The sequence below is a fragment of the Halobacillus faecis genome (genome assembly GCF_007991335.1).
Lineage (GTDB): Bacteria > Bacillota > Bacilli > Bacillales > Halobacillaceae > Halobacillus > Halobacillus faecis.
This window is the reverse complement of record NZ_BJYD01000003.1, coordinates 93,418-112,110: the sequence shown is the minus strand read 5'-3', so window position 1 is coordinate 112,110 and position 18,693 is coordinate 93,418. Positions and strand designations below refer to the sequence as shown.

General features: G+C 40.9%; 15 protein-coding genes and 5 tRNA genes. 2 read left to right on the top strand and 18 right to left on the bottom strand.

What is annotated here, in order from left to right:
* Positions 1-4 precede the first annotated feature (4 nt).
* From pstA to HFA01_RS01560, 14 genes are all read right to left on the bottom strand, one after another.
* Entirely contained in the window at positions 5-883 is an 879-nt protein-coding gene (gene pstA / locus HFA01_RS01625) for a phosphate ABC transporter permease PstA (RefSeq protein WP_146812840.1), read from the bottom strand.
* A complete protein-coding gene (gene pstC, locus HFA01_RS01620; RefSeq protein WP_146812839.1) occupies positions 883-1,830 on the bottom strand; it encodes a phosphate ABC transporter permease subunit PstC in 948 nt (315 codons plus the stop codon). Before pstC ends, pstA begins: the two co-directional genes overlap by 1 nt.
* 79 nt (positions 1,831-1,909) lie before the next feature.
* On the bottom strand, positions 1,910-2,890 hold the full coding sequence (locus HFA01_RS01615; RefSeq protein ID WP_146812838.1) for a PstS family phosphate ABC transporter substrate-binding protein: 981 nt from the start codon (positions 2,888-2,890) through the stop codon (positions 1,910-1,912).
* Positions 2,891-3,100: 210 nt separating this feature from the next.
* Positions 3,101-5,248: a peptidoglycan D,D-transpeptidase FtsI family protein gene (locus HFA01_RS01610; RefSeq protein WP_146812837.1), complete on the bottom strand. Its 2,148-nt coding sequence runs from the start codon at positions 5,246-5,248 to the stop codon at positions 3,101-3,103.
* An 85-nt stretch (positions 5,249-5,333) separates the two neighbouring features.
* Positions 5,334-6,569, bottom strand: coding sequence for an MFS transporter (locus HFA01_RS01605; protein WP_146812836.1), 1,236 nt, complete (start codon positions 6,567-6,569; stop codon positions 5,334-5,336).
* Between the two features lie 103 nt (positions 6,570-6,672).
* A complete protein-coding gene (locus HFA01_RS01600; RefSeq protein WP_146812835.1) occupies positions 6,673-7,287 on the bottom strand; it encodes a superoxide dismutase in 615 nt (204 codons plus the stop codon).
* A 176-nt stretch (positions 7,288-7,463) separates the two neighbouring features.
* Positions 7,464-7,536, bottom strand: a tRNA-Phe gene (locus tag HFA01_RS01595).
* Between the two features lie 87 nt (positions 7,537-7,623).
* Positions 7,624-7,716, bottom strand: a tRNA-Ser gene (locus HFA01_RS01590).
* A gap of 11 nt (positions 7,717-7,727) precedes the next feature.
* A tRNA-Ile gene (locus HFA01_RS01585) sits at positions 7,728-7,804 on the bottom strand.
* A gap of 3 nt (positions 7,805-7,807) precedes the next feature.
* A tRNA-His gene (locus HFA01_RS01580) sits at positions 7,808-7,883 on the bottom strand.
* Between the two features lie 23 nt (positions 7,884-7,906).
* Positions 7,907-7,983, bottom strand: a tRNA-Met gene (locus tag HFA01_RS01575).
* 345 nt (positions 7,984-8,328) lie between these two features.
* The gene (locus HFA01_RS01570) at positions 8,329-9,966 is read right to left on the bottom strand and encodes a Na/Pi cotransporter family protein (protein ID WP_146812834.1); all 1,638 of its coding nucleotides are present in this window, start codon (positions 9,964-9,966) and stop codon (positions 8,329-8,331) included.
* A gap of 197 nt (positions 9,967-10,163) precedes the next feature.
* Positions 10,164-11,948 (bottom strand): methyl-accepting chemotaxis protein, encoded by a 1,785-nt coding sequence (locus HFA01_RS01565; protein ID WP_146812833.1) that lies wholly within the window; start codon positions 11,946-11,948, stop codon positions 10,164-10,166.
* A 95-nt stretch (positions 11,949-12,043) separates the two neighbouring features.
* Positions 12,044-12,664, bottom strand: coding sequence for an NfeD family protein (locus HFA01_RS01560; RefSeq protein WP_146812832.1), 621 nt, complete (start codon positions 12,662-12,664; stop codon positions 12,044-12,046).
* A 250-nt stretch (positions 12,665-12,914) separates the two neighbouring features.
* Here HFA01_RS01560 and ispG point away from each other — a divergent pair, with 250 nt between their 5' ends.
* Entirely contained in the window at positions 12,915-14,039 is a 1,125-nt protein-coding gene (ispG, locus tag HFA01_RS01555) for a flavodoxin-dependent (E)-4-hydroxy-3-methylbut-2-enyl-diphosphate synthase (protein WP_146812831.1), read from the top strand.
* A gap of 37 nt (positions 14,040-14,076) precedes the next feature.
* Here ispG and HFA01_RS01550 read toward each other — a convergent pair whose 3' ends face one another.
* Entirely contained in the window at positions 14,077-14,649 is a 573-nt protein-coding gene (locus HFA01_RS01550) for a DUF4190 domain-containing protein (protein WP_146812830.1), read from the bottom strand.
* Between the two features lie 114 nt (positions 14,650-14,763).
* Positions 14,764-15,492: a transglycosylase SLT domain-containing protein gene (locus HFA01_RS01545; RefSeq protein ID WP_146812829.1), complete on the bottom strand. Its 729-nt coding sequence runs from the start codon at positions 15,490-15,492 to the stop codon at positions 14,764-14,766.
* A 190-nt stretch (positions 15,493-15,682) separates the two neighbouring features.
* Here HFA01_RS01545 and HFA01_RS01540 point away from each other — a divergent pair, with 190 nt between their 5' ends.
* Positions 15,683-15,967, top strand: a complete 285-nt coding sequence (locus HFA01_RS01540) for a DUF2624 domain-containing protein (RefSeq protein WP_146812828.1) — start codon at positions 15,683-15,685, stop codon at positions 15,965-15,967.
* 337 nt (positions 15,968-16,304) lie between these two features.
* Here HFA01_RS01540 and HFA01_RS01535 read toward each other — a convergent pair whose 3' ends face one another.
* On the bottom strand, positions 16,305-17,198 hold the full coding sequence (locus HFA01_RS01535; RefSeq protein WP_146812827.1) for a deoxyribonuclease IV: 894 nt from the start codon (positions 17,196-17,198) through the stop codon (positions 16,305-16,307).
* A gap of 15 nt (positions 17,199-17,213) precedes the next feature.
* Positions 17,214-18,533 (bottom strand): DEAD/DEAH box helicase, encoded by a 1,320-nt coding sequence (locus HFA01_RS01530; RefSeq protein ID WP_146812826.1) that lies wholly within the window; start codon positions 18,531-18,533, stop codon positions 17,214-17,216.
* Positions 18,534-18,693 lie beyond the last annotated feature (160 nt).

Below are 18,693 nucleotides of genomic sequence, written 5' to 3'. Positions count from 1 at the left end.
CTAATTAAAGACGACGTTGATATTTGTTTCTGATTAAGACAGCAATTGAATTCATGAGTAGTAAAACAGCTAATAGTACTATAATTCCTGCTCCTGCAACGTACTGCCATTCTTCTTGAGGTCTACCTGTCCAGTTATAGATCTGGATCGGCATAACCGTGTATTTAGCTAATAATGAATCTGGTAACGTGTAGATCGCAGTAGCGGCACCTACGATGATTAGTGGAGCCGTCTCACCAATGGCACGAGACAAAGCGATAATTGCACCAGTAAGAATACCCGGAATAGCAGCTGGCATTATCACACGTGCGATCGTTTGCCACTTAGAAGCTCCCATACCATAGGATGCTTCCTTGATTTCGGCTGGAACGGAACGCACAGCTTCTTGAGCAGCTACTACAATAACTGGAAGAATCAACAAAGCCATTGTCAATCCACCCGCAATGAGTGTATACCCGAAATTAAACATATAAACGAAGAATGTCAAACCAAGTAGACCGAATACAATGGAAGGTACACCTGCTAAGTTTTGGATATTCACTCTGATAAAGTCCGTAAACTTATTTTTTGGTGCATATTCTTCTAAATAGATCGCAGTTGCTACACCTATGATAACTGAGAAAATCGCAACGATAATCATTAAGAATACTGAACCGATTAACCCAGCGTAAATACCGGCTTTTTCTGGATATGGGGCTGGAAAGCTCATAATATAATCAAGACTTAAATAACCAATTCCTTGAGTCAATACACGATAAAAAAGTAAGACTAGAAAGACTAACCCCACTGCAGTAGCCAGACCAAACAACACCATTAGGATTTTGTTGATGGCTACTCTCCCTTCCATACGTTTCTTGATATTTTGTTCATTTTGACCAAGCATCAATATTCCTCCCTGAACTTACCAGAAATGTACTGAGCAATAAGGTTCATGACAAGCGTGAAAACAAACAATGTCATTCCTACTGCATACAAACTGTAGTAAATGGTAGATCCGAAAGTGGTATCCCCTGTGGCTGCCTGTACAATGAAAGCAGTCATGGTTTGGATGGATTCTGTCGGATTGAACGTCAGATTAGGTGTTGCTCCTGCAGCAATCGTTACAATCATTGTTTCTCCGATCGCTCTTGAAATCGCCAGAACGATGGATGCAACGATTCCAGAAAGTGCGGCAGGTAGGACAACCTTGAATACTACTTCTAATTTTGTAGCACCTAATCCGTAAGCTCCTTCTCGTAAAGCGTTAGGAACAGAGTTCATTGCATCTTCAGAAAGGGATGCAACCATTGGAATAATCATAATACCGACTACAAAACCACCACTCAGCGCGTTGAAAATTCCTAAATCAGGAATGAAAGCTTGAAACATTGGTGTAATGAACGTTAAAGCGAAATAACCATAAACGACCGTCGGGATTCCTGCTAATACTTCAAGAACAGGTTTAATGACGCGTCTTACTTTATCATTTGCATATTCACTCAAAAATATGGCAGACATAAGTCCCAAAGGTACAGCTACAAGAGTGGCGATCAAAGTAATGAGTAACGTACCACCAATCAATGGAGCAACTCCATACTCACCAGACCATGGTGACCAACTTGTTCCTGTATAAAAATCAATTAAGGACACATTGGAAAAGAAGCCAATAGACTCTCTCAACAAGGTAAACAATATCCCTACAGTTGTTAAGACACTAACTGCAGCACAAAGAAGCAAGAAAAAAGGAATGATTTTCTCTATTCTTTCCCCGAAACTTTTCTTGTTCTTATTCCTTTCAATCATTTGTTGGACGTCAATCATTTTTCCCTCTGATTGTAACCCCTTGTCCATGTTAAAAACTCCTCTCATCCATAAGGCAAGGTGAGACTCCAAATTAAGTCTCACCTTCCTTGTTAGGTTTTCAAATCAATTACTCTGCCCAGCTTTTAGCTGTTTCAAGTTGCTCTTGATACTTGTCTTCAGGAAGTGCTACATACCCTACTTCTTCAGCAGCTTTTCCAGCATTGTTCAAAGTGTACTCAACGAAATCACGAACTTGTGCTTTTTCTTTATAAGCATTTACGTTTACGTAAGTGAATAGCGGACGGGAAAGTGGTGTGTAAGAACCATCTTGAATTGTTTCAGGGTTTGGTTTTACAGCTTCGTTTCCACCTTCAGAAATTCCAAGAACTTTCAATACATCTTCGTTTTCAGCATAGTAAGCATATCCGAAGAATCCGATCGCATTTGGATCATTTTCAATACCGCGAACAAGTACGTTGTCATCTTCAGAAAGTGTAGTGTTAGAACCTTCTTTCATTGGTTCTTCTTCAAGGATTACTTCGTTGAAGTAGTCGAATGTACCGGAATCATGCCCAGGGCTGAAGATTTTGATTTCCTCTTCCGGCCACTCTGGATTGATATCAGACCACATAGTAGCGTCTGAAGACTCAAGGAAGATTTGTTTCAGTTGCTCAATTGTCAATTCTTCAACAAAATCGTTTTGTTGACTAACAACAACAGAAAGACCATCATATGCAAGCTCTAGTTCTTCTAATTGAATGTCGTTTTCTTCAGCAGTTGCCATTTCTTCTTCTTTAATAGGACGAGAAGCGTTACTTAGATCAATTTCACCTGCTGTAGATTTTTTGAATCCACCGCCGGAACCTGAAGAGTTCACTGTTACATTCACATCAGGGTTTTCCTGATTGTAAGTGTAAGTCAAGTTTTCCATGATTGGGAATACAGTAGAAGATCCATCAATAGCAATTGGTCCGGAAACTTCCTCAGATCCTTCACCGTTTGTGTCTTCTTCAGCTGCCGGCTCCTCTTCGGATCCTCCACAAGCTGCTAGTACTCCCAGCACTAGGATGAACATAAGCATTAGTGCTAAACTTTTAAAGTTTTTCATTTCTTTCTCCCCCTATTTATGTGTTTAGGTTTTGTGTTTGACGGCTTGGCCAACTCACATTTTATATATTAACGAGAGAGTTTTAATGACATATGAACCAAACGTAAAGGTTTTGTAAATTGGCGTTTTTTGTTGAATAGCCCCCCTTTATGGTTAGATCATACACTCGATTCTTCTGTTAATATAAAAAATGGAGTGATACAAGTCGTATCACTCCTCAGTTTCTGCTTCTTCAGTTGAATTATTCGTGGTAATTCCGTTCTCTTTCCGTTCCTCTTTCAATTCAAAATATGCTTGTCCAATGCGAGCACCAATATTATTACTTATATTAAATGTGCTTGATGCCTCTTCTCCTAAATAAGGAGAGACAATGGAAAAAGCAATTTCCGGATCATCCGAAGGTGCGTATCCAACCAGAGTTTTATTTAATAGATTTTTATAAGTTGTTCTTTCACCATTTTCATCAAAGACTGCTTTAACTGATTGTGCTGTTCCTGTTTTTACAGCCATTTTATATTTAGCATAAGGTTCTTTAGAGAACACATGGCTGGCCGTTCCCTGATCCGTTTGAGCGACTTGCCTGAACCCTTCCTGGACTCTTTCAATATAAGAGTGGTCCATCTCAATCTGGTTCAATACCTGCGGACTGTAATCCTTATATATAGGACCTAACCCAGTTTCAAGCGACGGCTCGTGAATACTTTTAACCAATCTAGGCTGCATTCGGTCACCACCGTTTGCTATGGTGGAGACATATTGATTTAACTGCATTGGTGTGTAGGTGCTGAATTGGCCGATAGAGAAGTCCAAGATGTGTCCAGGGTTCTGAGGTTCGCCTGTAAACCCTAAGCCTTCATACGGAAAATCTATCCCCGTTTTAGCACCAAGTCCGAGCTGGTTAAAATTATAAATGAAATTGTCAAACGTGCCTGCTCTTAATGAAAGTGAGTTCATATCATAATTGTTACTATACTCCCCTCCCAAATACATCGCAAGGAAGTACATATACACGTTCGATGATTGTTGAAGAGCTGCAATATCATTGACTGTACCTATATTATTCGTGTAGGAACCTTTTTGCCCTTGAGCAATTGTAATAGGTCTATCATTGATCCAAGTATTAGGTGTCACAGCCCCTTCGTGTAATCCAGTCAGAACAGTAGCTCCTTTTACTATGGATCCAGGCATATAGGAATTATAAAGCGCCTGGTGAGAGGTGTCTGAGAATCTGGATTCTCCTTCTTCAGGAGTTCTATTATAGGTTTGACCTGTAATAGCTAGTATTTCACCTGTATTTGGGTCAGAAACGACCGCCACGGCATTTTCCAGGTGTCTATTTGGACCAGGAGCCTCGCGAATCGCTGCTTCCAGCTCCTCCTGAACAATCTTATTCACTCTTTCCTGCAACTCCATATCAATCGTGAGAACGAGGTCTTTTCCTTTCTGCCCTTCACGAATAACTCTTGAATTAATTACCTGGTTATTCTTATCGGTTTCGTATTGTACTTTTTCTTTCTTGCCTCTCAGAACATCCTCATACTCTTGCTCTAGCCCACTTGTTCCCACACGGTCGTTACGGCTGTAATCCAGCGACATGAAATAATCAAGTTGATCTCTCGGTACACCTTGTTCTTTCGATGTGATACTGCCAATATAGCTGCGGAAAGTAGATTCGTACGGATATGTACGCTCCCAATCTGATGTCACATTGATCCCAGGTAACTCAGCTAGGTGTTCGGCTACGACAGAATATTCCCTTTCAGATATATCTGTGTTCTTCAGAACGTGAGGTGCAAGAGCATATGCTTTATCTAATTCCTTCTTGATGGCTATGATTTCTTTCGTTTGGTTATCATAGCCGGCAATTTCACCTTGTTTAATGCTATCTAATTGAAGTTGATAGACTTCACCATTATCTAATTCTGACGTGTCTTCATTTTCAATACGGGCCGTTACTTCTTCCTGGTTTTGAAGAAAGAAGTACTCCTTAAGGTCTCTATCCGTTAACTTCCCTTCATACTCCATATCTATATACTTAGATATTTCTTCAGCTAATTGGAGCTTGTCTTTCGGCTGAACACCTTTTGGTGGTGTGTAGGTAATCGAGTACAAAGGTTGGTTATCAACCACTACACGGCCATACCGATCATACATTTCTCCCCTCGGTACTGGTATGCTGGTCGTTGTGTTTTCTGTACGGTCAATTTCTTCCTGGGCCTCTTCCCCATTTAGAATTTGAACGACCCCGAGCTGGAGTATAATTCCAGCGAATATTAGGAATACAACAAAAAACACCACGTTCAATCGGAAAGAAAGGTGTGACTTATGCTTGGATTTATTTTTGTGCTTCTTTCCCATGAACTCCTCTCCTTCTTATCATGCTTCATTCATTATAGCATTTTTTATACACCTAAGAATAGAAGAAGCTCATGGGTTATTGGTTTCAATTATGTGACGATTCTGTGCACTGTGTGTCTATTCCCTTCACAAAGAAGTAGATAAAGAAATGACCGCCTCCGACAATCAACAGGATATATGGGATTCCAGTTTCCGGAGAAATAAGGGTAATTGCAAAGAGGAAGATCACAATCGATAACACCCTTCCGAAATTAAGAAAAATCTCCCTGACTACAATATACTCGATACGCATTTCGGCAGCATTCCATGATTTCCCTATCACATCATAAGTCAAAGAAATATACGGCACATAGAGCATAGGGAAAAACACTCCTGCAATTCCTGCATAAATAAGCAGGAGAGCCATCGTATCACTGAATAGTAAAATTAATACACTCAAATATAAAGCCAATCCTGATATGAAAATGGCCTTCTTCCTTCGCCTGGGTTTAACCCAACGACTGACAAGAAAGTAAAAGAGAAAAGAAAAACCTGAATACACCAAGTTGAAAACACCTAAAGATAACTCATCTTCAGTCATCAAGAAAATCCAGATGGAGACAGCAAATAAGAAGGTCCCCTCTCTAAAGCCCTGCGACACATGAGCGTTCAATATGCGTCTCCAGTTTGAGTTGTTTTTTCTCTCTGATACAATTCTGCGGAAGGAGAAATTCCCTTTAGCTTTCCTTCTTGATAAACCAAAACTCACAAGAACAGCAATAATGAACAATCCGAAGGAAATTGTGAAAATCACGGTGTATCCAGTAAAATTATTTAATCTGGAAATGATATAGCCGGCAAGTAATGGACCGGTCATTCCACCAAGAGATTGCAGCACACCAAGAAATCCATTGAAAAAATCACGAGTATCTGGTTCGGTAATTTCAAAGGTCAAAACATTGTAAGCAAGCCAATAAAAGCCATAACCTACACCCAATAGTGATCCGAGCATAATATTGAACGTAGCTGCCCGTTCACCAACAAGTAGCACAGTTAAAAAAAACAAAGAGAGAACAGTCACACCAGTTCTCAATACGATTACACGATCTATTCGCTTCGCGCATTTGCCCGCTAAAATGAAAGTCAATGGTTGTAATACATAGATGGCTAAATTATATAGAGCTATGTCAATGTAGCTATTGGATTGTTTCCATAAGTATATGTTCACAAATGTACTGGATAGGAATATACCGAGAGAGTATAAGCCTCCAATGAGAAGTAACAGCAATAAATCTTTTGATACATTTTCGTGGCTGAGCCACACACGCAGCTTACTCACCATATCCATGTCTCCTTTGTGTTCACCTTTAGTGTTTTCAGAACAAAAGGAGATATACAAAAAGAGAGGCATGGATTCATATCCATGCCTCTCCGTAATTTTTCAATTATTTAGCTGCGTCGAAGCGCTTAGCCACTTCATCCCAATTTACAACGTTCCAGAATGCAGAAACGTAATCAGGACGACGGTTTTGATAATTTAGGTAGTACGCATGCTCCCAAACATCAAGACCTAAGATTGGAGTTTTGCCTTCCATAATCGGAGAATCTTGGTTAAGAGTATCGATTACTTCAAGGTCACCATTATTGACTACTAACCAAGCCCAACCAGATCCGAAGCGGCCTTTTGCCGTTTCTTCAAATTTTTCTTTGAATTGATCGAGACCACCGAATGTATCATTGATTTTCGTAGCAAGGTCACCTGTTGGTTCACCGCCACCATTCGGAGACATGATTGTCCAGAAAAGGCTGTGGTTTGCGTGGCCGCCACCGTTTCGGCGCACCGCTGTGCGGATATCTTCCGGTACAACAGAAAGATTATTGGAAAGAAGCTCTTCCAAGGACTTGTCTTGAAGATCTGCATGTCCTTCAAGTGCATTGTTAAGCTTTGTCACATATCCGTTGTGGTGCTTCGTATGGTGGATGTTCATTGTTTCCTTATCAATAGTAGGTTCTAGTGCATCATAAGCATAAGGTAGTTCTGGTAGTTCAAATTTAGCCATAATGTAACTCCTCCTTTAAATTAATATGTAAAACCGAAGCATTACGCTTCACATTTTACATTATCAAACGGAATTTTGATTAGCAAATGTTTTGCATCACGATATTAAGAATTCCCTGAAAGAAAATTTTAAAACATAAAAAAACAACCAAGCATCACTTGATTGTTTAAAAAGAGTGGCTCGGGACGGAATCGAACCGCCGACACACGGATTTTCAGTCCGTTGCTCTACCGACTGAGCTACCGAGCCATGTGAAATAAAAAATTTTTCTACTTTTGCTACATCTTATTTTGAAAATGGTCTGTGCTATCATGTTATTTCGTTGAGTATGTATGATGGCGGAGGAGGAGGGATTCGAACCCCCGCGGGCCGTAAAGCCCCTGGCGGTTTTCAAGACCGCTCCCTTCAGCCAAACTTGGGTACTCCTCCGTAACATGATGTGGTGGACCCTGCAGGACTCGAACCTGCGACCGATCGGTTATGAGCCGATAGCTCTAACCAGCTGAGCTAAGGGTCCACATGGGGCGGTTGATGGGAATCGAACCCACGAATGCCGGAATCACAATCCGGTGCGTTAACCACTTCGCCACAACCGCCACGTTTTTCAATTATGTATGTTTGGTGGCGGTGGAGGGAATCGAACCCACGACCTCACGGGTATGAACCGTACGCTCTAGCCAGCTGAGCTACACCGCCAATTAATATCGCTTGTGAGCGACTTTAATAATATAACATTTTCTATTCAAGGCGTCAACTGTTTTTTTCTCTTTCAAATCAGCGACAAAAATAATATATCACGCCCTCCTTTTCCTTTCAAGGGTTTTTTGAATAAAAAATAATGTATGGAACATTCTTTCACATCGCCTCCCTTATGTGGAAGTAGCCGTTCCGAGAAAAGCGAGCGTGTAAGACTATAAAAAGTGACTGATTTAAAGCTCTCATCTCGATACCAAGCTTTCTATAATAACTCTCCATTTCTTTCCTGACATTTCAAGTTGCTTATCCAAAAAAAAGACGGCTTTGGCAGCCGCCTTTTTCACATTATAAACTTTCTTTTTCACCCAAAACTTCCTCAGCAATGTTTACGGCATGGTCACCGATACGTTCTAAGTTGCTGATCATGTCTACGAATACAATTCCTGCTTGCCCTGTGCATACACCTTCGTTTAAACGGATGATGTGTTTCTTACGATAACTACGTTCCATGCGATCCAATTCATTCTCTTTTTGAACAACGGCCAATGCTTCTTCGCGGCTCATTGTTTCAAGAGATCTTGTCGCCTGCTTAACGGTCATTAGCGTAAGGTCAAACATTGTATTCAAGTCCTCGATAGCCTGAGGAGTAAGGTTCACTTTATTTGAGTTTTTATAATCGATCAGCTCAATGATATTCTCAAAGTGGTCACCAATACGCTCTAAATCTCTAACAGAATCCATGAGCGCAGAGTGCTTATGACTTTCCTCATCAGAAAGAGAAGCTTGAGAAAGATCAACGAGATAATCCGTAATTTTACGATCAAGGTTGTTCAAAGCGTCTTCAATCTGCATTGCAAGTTCAGAGTGTTTTTGCTGTTTATTGTTCAAATAAAGGCTTGTTTCTTCAAGACCTTTATAAGCATATTCACCCATACGAACAACTTCTTCTTTTGCTTGGTCTAAAGCAAGGGATGGAGATTGTTCAATAAAGATCGGATCCAAATGCTGCGGTTTGTGATCAATTTCTGAATCCTTCCCTGGTACCAACTTAATGACAATCCATGCGAGTACTGCAATAAACGGAAATTGAACAATTGTATTAGCAATGTTAAATGAACCATGCGCAAATGCAATGGTCATTTCAGGCTCAAGATCCATTGAGGTTTGTAACCAGTTCACATACCTCTCGAATGGAACGAGTAAAATCAGGAATACTGTAGCACCTAGCACGTTAAATATAACGTGAGCAAAAGCAGCACGCTTCGCCCCTACACTTGCACCGATGGATGCAAGAACAGCCGTAATCGTTGTACCAATGTTATCACCAAACAATACAGGAATGGCTGCTTGTAGATCGACAAGTCCTTCTCCCAACAACGTCTGCAAGATTCCAATTGTTGCACTGGAGCTTTGGACGATAACTGTAAATAAGGTACCTACAATAACACCCAGAATCGGGTTATCACTCATACTCACCGTCAAATCTTGAAAAGCCTGTAATGATCGAAGTGGCTTTACTCCTCCACTCATTACTTCAAGTCCAAAGAACAGAGAGCCTAAACCGAAAACAGTCTGACCAAGGCTCGCCACTTTCTTACTTTTGAAAAAGAATAGTAAAAATGCACCTACAGCAAGGATAGGCAATCCATATTCCTTAATATCTATACCAATAATAAATGCTGTCATGGTTGTCCCAATGTTGGCCCCCATGATAACACCAATCGCTTGTCTAAAGGTCATGAAACCCGCATTAACTAGTCCTACCGTCAATACGGTTGTCGTACTACTACTTTGCACCAAAATTGTAACGACTGTACCTGCAATAACACCCATAAATGGATTGCTTGTAAATCGGTCTAGAAGTTCCCTCAAACGATCCCCGGCAGAACGTTGCAACCCGTCCGCCATATACTTCAATCCAAATAGAAAGATACCGAGTCCACCGATGAATTCAAATATCATCTGTTGCACATCGATTTCCATGTTCTCCACCCTTTCTTCATCCAAGTTTCATCATTTTTCTCTTTTTTAAAACAACCTCACTCATATTAACCATGGAAAAAACTTTTGTAAAGACAATTCATGAATCTTAACATTAAATTTACATTCGCATAATATTAACATAACTGTGGTGTGTTATTGGAATTTTCCGATAAAAAAAGGCCCTTTTGGAGGACCTTTTATGAAGCCTTATCTTTTATTGTAGAAACATCCTCTTTTACCTCACTTTCAACCTCTCGGGATTGTTCCTCTGCGACTTCTTCATTTTCAAATTGATTCGCTGAGATAATAAGAGAAAGCTCTTGAGTAAGTCCAATCAAGTCAGCAGTAAATGCATCAAAGGTTTGCATCGTCATTTGTTGCCGGTTAGAAGTTTCCACTAACTCCCCTGTAGAAAGAGACTGGTTTGAGGTAACCTTTTTCATACCTTCGATTACACTTTCCATACGGGGCATAACCTCTTTGCCTTCTTTCAACTGATGTTTCGTGGACTCTAATTGTATATTAAACGAGCTCATTCCTTCAGATAAATTTCTGAAAGCATCCTTTGATATATCCATTTGAAGTTGTCTTTCCTGTATTTCCGTTTCCATTTGGTCAAACTGTGTGGAAAGATCTCCTCCAAGCGACATGACCTGCTGCATCCGTTGTTCAATATCCACAGCAGCTGTTCTGGATCGGTCAGCAAGTTTTCTGACCTCCTGTGCAACGACGGCAAATCCTTTTCCATGCTCTCCAGCACGGGCAGCTTCAATGGAGGCATTCAATGCAAGCATTCTCGTCTGCTCTGCAATATCTTGTATTTTGGTGCCCGAATCCTGGATGTTCAACATGTAATTTTGAAAAGACTCGATTTTTGATGTCATCCCCTGAATTTCTTTTCTAAGGCTGTGAAAAGATTGTTCGACCTGTTCCACACCGCCATTTCCTGAATGAACCGCTTCATTCATTCTCTCCTGCTCACCAAAAAGAGCTTCCAATGTTTCATGCAATTGACCGAACACCTTGTTTATTTCATCGAAAACTTCTTTTTGATTATCCATGTATTCTGAAGTTCGATCACTTTCCTCCTGGACATGATCCACACTTCTGCTAAGATCCTGATGAACAAGCTTCAACTCCCTGGAGGAATCATCCATCTGTTTTCCACCCTTTTCAAGTTGATCGACAGCGCCTTGAAGGGAAAACAGGATATCCGCAATTTTATGTATAAGTTCTTCATAGCTTTTTCTCAACGACTGAATCTCAGGGAGACTCGTTTTAATGGAACTCGCATCACACAAGATCCCATCTCTTGCTTGTTTCATGACACGCTGCATCTGTTTCACTGGATGAACAATCTTCCCGACAATAAAATAAACAACTACACCAATGACCAGGACGGTAATGATTCCTAATAACACGGTGTACATAGCCATTTCGCGCACGCCACTCATAAAATCTTTCTCCGGTACTCCAAGGACATAAATTCCTTGCAGCTCTTGGACCGGCGCATAGGATAATACGTAGCTTTCACCATCCAATTGTATGGTTTCTGTGCTGTTCTCTGTATTCAGGAATTGCTGCACAAGTGACTCAGGAAGAGGAGCTTGGTCCATTGCCGGGTAAGTATAGGCACCTTTTTTGTTTATAAGATAAGCTTCAGATGATAAACCATCTTGTTGGATTTGCGCTTGTTGTGCGTTCGAATACCCTTCCATGCGCTTTGAGAATTCTTCCTGATCTCCGACAAAAGCATACATTAATTGCTCAGCCACATCTTGAGCCATTAATAACTCACGCTCAAGACGGTCTTGAACAAGATTCATTTGATTTTCCTCAGCCTTCGTATAAGAAAAGAAACCAATCATAGAAACTGAAATTAGCACAAGGGCACAAACGATAGCTGTCAACCTTATCTGCAAGTTGATTTGCGGCCATCGCATTTTCGATGCCCTCGGTTTGAGGCGTATCCTTCTTTTCATAAAATAAACACTCCATCTCTTTGATTGATTGCACAAACAAAGTATGACGACAGAGTGTTAAGGGATTGTTAATAATGTATTAAGGTTTGGTAATTTCACAACTTCTTGACTAGGATTTTTGTACCATCTACTTTCACAACCTTAATTTTATCGCCGCAGGTGATCCACTGACCATTTGAAACAGCGCTGTATTCTTCTTCCTCTATTTTTATCGTCCCTACAGGTCTCATGTCTGTAAGAGCTTCTCCTTGTTGGTCAAGTAAGTACTGGTACTTTTCATTCATGGAATTGTACCCCATTTCTGAGGTCAGTTGGTCATTAAGAGCCATTTTCGACCACATCTTTCTTTGTTTGAAAACTTTCAGGAACAACAAAGATGCAGCTCCGCCTAAAATAACCCCAATAACACTGTACAAACCTGCTACCCAATTAGGTGCGCTGAAGCCGACGGCAATAATCATCGTCACAGCCCCAATGATCGCAAGAGTCCCATCATTTAACAGTTTTCCGTCAATGATCATAAGAATAATTCCCAGAAAATATACGAGCATCATGACGATAAACATTTCAGTCTCTAAATAACCAGAGAAATAGACAGTTATAAAGCCGAAGCCGATGATAGCGAACACTCCACGCATGTTAACGAGTAGTTCACCAATTAGAAACATAGTCCCGAGAAAAGTAATAAATAAAGCGATCCAATCATAAGTAAACATGATGGTTCACATCCTCTCCTTAATTACTATATGTACGTTTTAAGATGTACTTTTGTTTCAGAAGTCCAATTATTTTTTCTCCAATCATCCCATGATATAATGATGGCAACATTTATGAGTTTACACAAATTTAACTTACAAATGTGCATATTTAAGGTTCCTGACTTCTCATTTATAAAAATAGCCCTTATAATGAAGATTGGAATTCATCTTGCATACCTTTTTGTGAATATACAAAGGAGCGATATTAATGGCAATTACGCACAGAAAAGATACTCGTCCCGTAAGAGTCGGTGACGTTACGATAGGTGGATCTGATGAGGTTGTTATTCAATCTATGACCACTACCAAAACACACGATGTAGAAGCAACAGTCGCCGAAATCAAGCGACTGGAGGAAGCAGGCTGTCAAATCGTCCGAGTGGCTTGCCCGGATGATCGAGCTGCTGACGCCATTCCTGAAATTAAAAAACGCATCAACATTCCTTTGGTCGTTGATATCCACTTCGATTATAAAAAAGCTTTGAAAGCCATTGAAGGTGGAGCAGACAAAATTCGTATTAACCCTGGGAACATCGGGAAACGCGAAAAAGTCGAAGAAGTCGTGAAAGCGGCAAAGGCAAAGGGCATCCCAATCCGAATCGGAGTCAATGCTGGTTCACTTGAGCGCCATATCCTTGAAAAATACGGTTATCCAACCGCAGATGGAATGGTTGAGAGTGCCTTGCATCATATTAAAATCCTTGAGGATCTTGATTTCCACGATATCATCGTATCCCTTAAAGCTTCTGATGTGAAATTGGCTATCGAAGCTTATGAAAAAGCTGCGGCAGCCTTCAACTATCCGATTCATTTGGGGATCACTGAATCAGGGACCCTTTTCGCAGGTACAGTAAAAAGTGCTGCAGGATTAGGAGCCATCTTAAGTAAAGGAATTGGTAGTACTGTACGAATCAGCTTGAGTGCTGACCCTGTAGAAGAGGTGAAAGTAGCGAAAGAACTTCTTAAATCATTCGGTCTTGCATCGAACGCCGCGACTCTAATTTCCTGTCCGACTTGTGGGCGGATTGAGATTGACTTGATCTCTATCGCTAATGAGGTTGAAGAATATATCCAAACCATTAAAGCACCCATTAAAGTAGCTGTGCTCGGCTGCGCTGTAAATGGTCCAGGTGAAGCTAGAGAAGCAGACATCGGTATTGCCGGCGCACGCGGAGAAGGTCTACTATTCCGTCATGGGGAAATTATACGTAAAGTACCTGAAGAAATCATGGTCGATGAACTGAAGAAAGAAGTCGACAAGTTAGCTGAAGAACATTACGAAAAAGAACGTAAAGAAAAAGAGAAACTGAAACAAGAGCAAGAACAATCATAAAAAAAGGTGACCCCGGCCGATCCGGGGTCACCTTTTTTTATATCAAGTTATAGATCGGAGCAAAGAATAATGAAAATGCGATGGAAACGATACTTACAATAATCGCCATGTTGCCTAATGTATCGGCTCCACGTCGCTTCCCAATGATCCCAAGAACAATCCCGGCTGCGCCGAGAATTAACGGAGCAAAAAAGAAAGAAAGGATTGCGGCGGATAATCCCAACCAGCCCATCCCCACTTTTACATCTTCCTCTTCTTTCATTGTTGTTTCTTTTTCCTCGTTATTCATCGGCTCATCAATCGGCCCTACAGCCGCTTCCTGAGCAAACTCCTCTTCATAACTATCGCCATATACAGGCTGATCCGACCCACGACCATGGTCATCTACGGCAACGTCATCAAAGTCAGACGCTCTAGTTTCTTTATATCCGGGTTCCTGCCTTAAATCATGGTCTTGGATTTCTTCAAAAGCTTCATTCAGCACTTGTTCCGTCGATGGTTCATCATGCTCGTCCACGGCTTCTTCATGAACTTGCTCTAATTCATCCCCATGTTCAGGGGCTTTTTGTGTTTTGTGACGATTCCCAACAGTTTCTTTCGGATCATGCATAAGAATACCCTCACTTTCTGTTTGAAGAATCATGATTATTATATGGAGAGTATAAGAAATTACATGAGGGATTTGATGGTAAAAAGCGCCTGACTCTAAGTCAGACGCTTGCAATTAATTCGCTAATACTACGGTCGTGTGATTTTCTGCTTTCTCCTGAATTTCTTCTGCATACCAGCTTTCGGCGTGCCCGTTTTCTTTTTTATATTCCTTTAAACCGCCCATACCCCGGTGATAAGCCGTGAGTGCTTCATCCCAATTTTCATACTTGCTTTGTAAAAAATCTAAATAAACTAAAGATAATTGCATGGAATAATAAGGATCGAAAAGCAACTCTTCTTCATAAGGTAACCCAGCCATATCAGCGATCCATGGGGCTGTGTTTTTCATAAACTGTGACATCCCATAAGCATGTCCATATTTTGTTTCCGGACCCACGAGATTAGGATCAAAGGTTCCTCCTGTTTCCACTTTCAGTAGTTCATAAACAATATATGGATTAATTTCATAGCGCAGTGCTTCCTTAACCAGATACATGGCCCAGGATTTTTTGAAATTCCCATCACTTTCTTTTACGAGACGATCGGCCTTTTTTTCAATTTCCGGCCAAGTATGATACCCATTTTTTTCTTCCTTTTTTAACGGCTGTTCCTTTAAATAATCGTTCGTAGACTGTAAGCGCTCAATTTCAAGAGAGAGCTGTTCATTTTTATTTTTTAATTCCTGCTTTTGATCAGCCAGCGCTTTTTCCTGCTTCTGGTTCCATTGGTTTATAGTAAAGAATATCGCCACAACGATCAGCATCAATATACTCGTTGTCCAAAGAGTTTTTTGTTCCTTCATATAATGTTTCACTCCTTCACTTTATGCACACTGGTACTTTTGCCCAGTCACCACTAAACCCATTGGCTTATACTAACCGATTGGTATATGTATTTCAATTGAAACTCCTATAGACATAATTTTTTAAAAACACAAATCCTTTTCAACATTCATATGGTGTATTAAATAAGGAGAGAGGGAGTATAAGCCTATGAAGAATGTGGCACAACAGTTAATTACCCAGAAATTGAAGCAGTTAACCGTAAAAGAACTACTTTTTTATAGTCAGAAATATCAAATCCCTATAACAAAGGATGAAGCTGCTGCCATAGTCAAAGCTTTGAAAAAAAACAAGGATAACCCCTTCGACCCAGATGGACGGAAGAGAATGTTCAGCAAACTCGCCAAAATCACTTCAAAAGATACGGCAAAATCTGTGTATAAACTGCTCATGAAAATGGCAAAAGAATATGGAGTAGAGCATTGGCTAAAATAAAAAAACTAACAAACCTCTATTCTTAATTCAACAAACGCTCCCGATTGTGAAAGACTCAGTATCAAGATGGTTCGGGGTTCGTTGCCCAGGTTGAGCGTAAGTGGTGGCTGGGAAGCTACTCGCTTTCCTGCGGGGGAGCGCCGAGCTTTTTCGGACTGCTTCCTGCGGATCTCGCCTATCTCCTTCTCCCACGGGAGTCATGCAGCTTCCCAACCACCCCTTTCGAAGTAGAATTGTCTTCCGCTATGCCGATTGTTAAAAGCATAAAACGCTCTGGATCAAGCTTTCAGTATTTACTTTAGTAATTAAAAAAAGAAGGAGCACAAGGGCTCCTTCTTTATTGTTGCATGATTTTTTCTTTTAAACCTTCATCAAATAGGCCTTCTTTGACCATATCAATTTCATAACGATACGGCGGCTTTTTATTCTTCTTATCTTCCCCTACATACGGGGTTTCAAGAATTTTAGGAAGCTCTTTGAGTGTCGGGTGGTGGATCACCTTATGAAGAGCATCGAAACCGATATGACCGAACCCAATATTTTCGTGGCGGTCCTTGGCAGCTCCTTGGATATTTTTACTATCATTCACATGGATGACTTTCAAACGATCGATACCCACGATTTTATCAAATTCGCCCAATACACCGTCAAAGTCCTCCACGACATTGTAACCCGCGTCATGAATGTGACACGTATCCATACAGACAGATAATTTCTCATTGTGGGTCACGCCATCAATGATTTGTGCTAACTCATCAAAGCTTCTGCCGATTTCAGAACCTTTCCCTGCCATCGTTTCAAGAGCGATTTGAACCTTTTGATCTTTATGAAGGACCTCGTTCAACCCTTCAATGATCTTTGGCAACCCTTTTTCCACCCCTTGTCCAACATGAGACCCTGGGTGAAGTACGATTTGCCTTGCACCGAGCGCTTCCGTTCGTTCGATTTCATTTCTTAGAAAATCAACACCTAACTGGAATGTTTCCGGTTTGGTTGTGTTTCCGATATTGATGATATAAGGAGCATGGACCACGATGTCGCCGATGCCATTCGCTCTCATGTGTTCCGTCCCAGCTTCAATGTTCAATTCTTCAATAGGGCGGCGTCTTGTGTTCTGCGGGGCTCCTGTATAGATCATAAATGTGCTTGCACCATAGGATGTGGCTTCTTCACTGGCGCCCAGCAGCATTTTTTTCCCTTTCATAGATACGTGTGATCCAATCTTCAACATACGATCTACCCTTTCTTATTTCTTCTTGAAACGACTCTGTTTCAGCTTCCTCATGTTCTTATCCGTTTGCTGCTTCATTTTCTTCTTATAACCAGGCTTCACTTTTTTCGGTTTCCGTACCATCTTCTTCGCTTTTTTCTCAAGATCCGAGGCATGCCGTTCACGGTTCTGTCTTTCGTTATAAGCATTTGTTTCTTTCCATTCTCCATTTTTCACTTCATAAAATTCAAACGTAAGTCCTTTTTTCTCAAGCTTCTGAATGAGAGGAAGATCGGATTCTTTATACAAATTAATAGCCGTCCCTTGCATTCCAGCTCGAGCTGTTCGTCCGACTCTGTGAATGTAGAATTCTTCCTCTTTCGGCATCTGTGCGTTGATCACATGACTGACACCTTGAATATCAATTCCTCGTGAAGCAAGGTCTGTCGCTACAATATATTGATAGCGTAAGTTTTGCAACTCTTTAAGCATTCTTTTTCTTTCTCTTGGTGAGAGGCCGCCGTGAAGGATTCCTGTTTCAAGACCTCGCTTCATTAACTCACCAGCGAGCTCATCGGCATGATTTTTTCCATTTGTAAAGATGATGGCCAAATAAGGTTGGATGGCTTTCGATATATCCACAATGACATCGGCTGGATCCTTATGTCTCAGCGGGACTAGTCGATGCTCCATCGTTTCCGGAGATGGCTTGTCATCTTCAATTTGGATGTGTGTAGGGTTCGTCAAATATTTCTTTAAGAATGGTTGTAGACGTTCAGGAATGGTCGCTGAAAAGACGAGCATCTGTACATCCTGGTCCATTCGTACAAGAATTTGGTCGACCTCTTCAATGAAGCCTAAATCCAGCATCAGGTCTGCTTCATCCAGAACAAATGCTTTGGCTTGGTAAAGGTCGATCGCCTCTTCTTTGACCATGTCTAAAATACGGCCCGGTGTGCCGACCACAATATGAGGAGGTCTCGAAGATAGTTTCCCGACCATTTTCTGCTTATCCGTACCACCTATGAGGAGCTTCGAACGCCAAATCTCTTCTTTTCCAGCCATCTGAATCGCTTTTTTTACTTCATCTTGAATTTGGATAGCTAATTCTCTGGTAGGTGCTGTAATTACAAACTGCACATGTTCTGCCTCATCATCCATCTGATTGAACAGTGGAAGTAAGTACGCATGTGTCTTACCTGATCCTGTATGGGATTGTCCAATGAGACTCTCCCCTCTCAAAGCTGCTGGCAGGACCTGCTTTTGAATGGGGGTGGGTTTCTTAAAGCCTAATTCCTCTACAATTCGACTGACTGTAGAAGTAATGGCATATTGATCAAATGTATGCTTACTCATAACCGTTCTCCTTTAATGTAAAATGTTCCTTCCTTATTATAATAGAGCAGAAGACAAATTGCACGATAACCTTGTCTTAGAACGTCTTTCTTTGTCATCTTTCCCTTTACCCTTTATAATGATAATGGTATCTTTAAAGTTATTGGATTGGATTTATAGA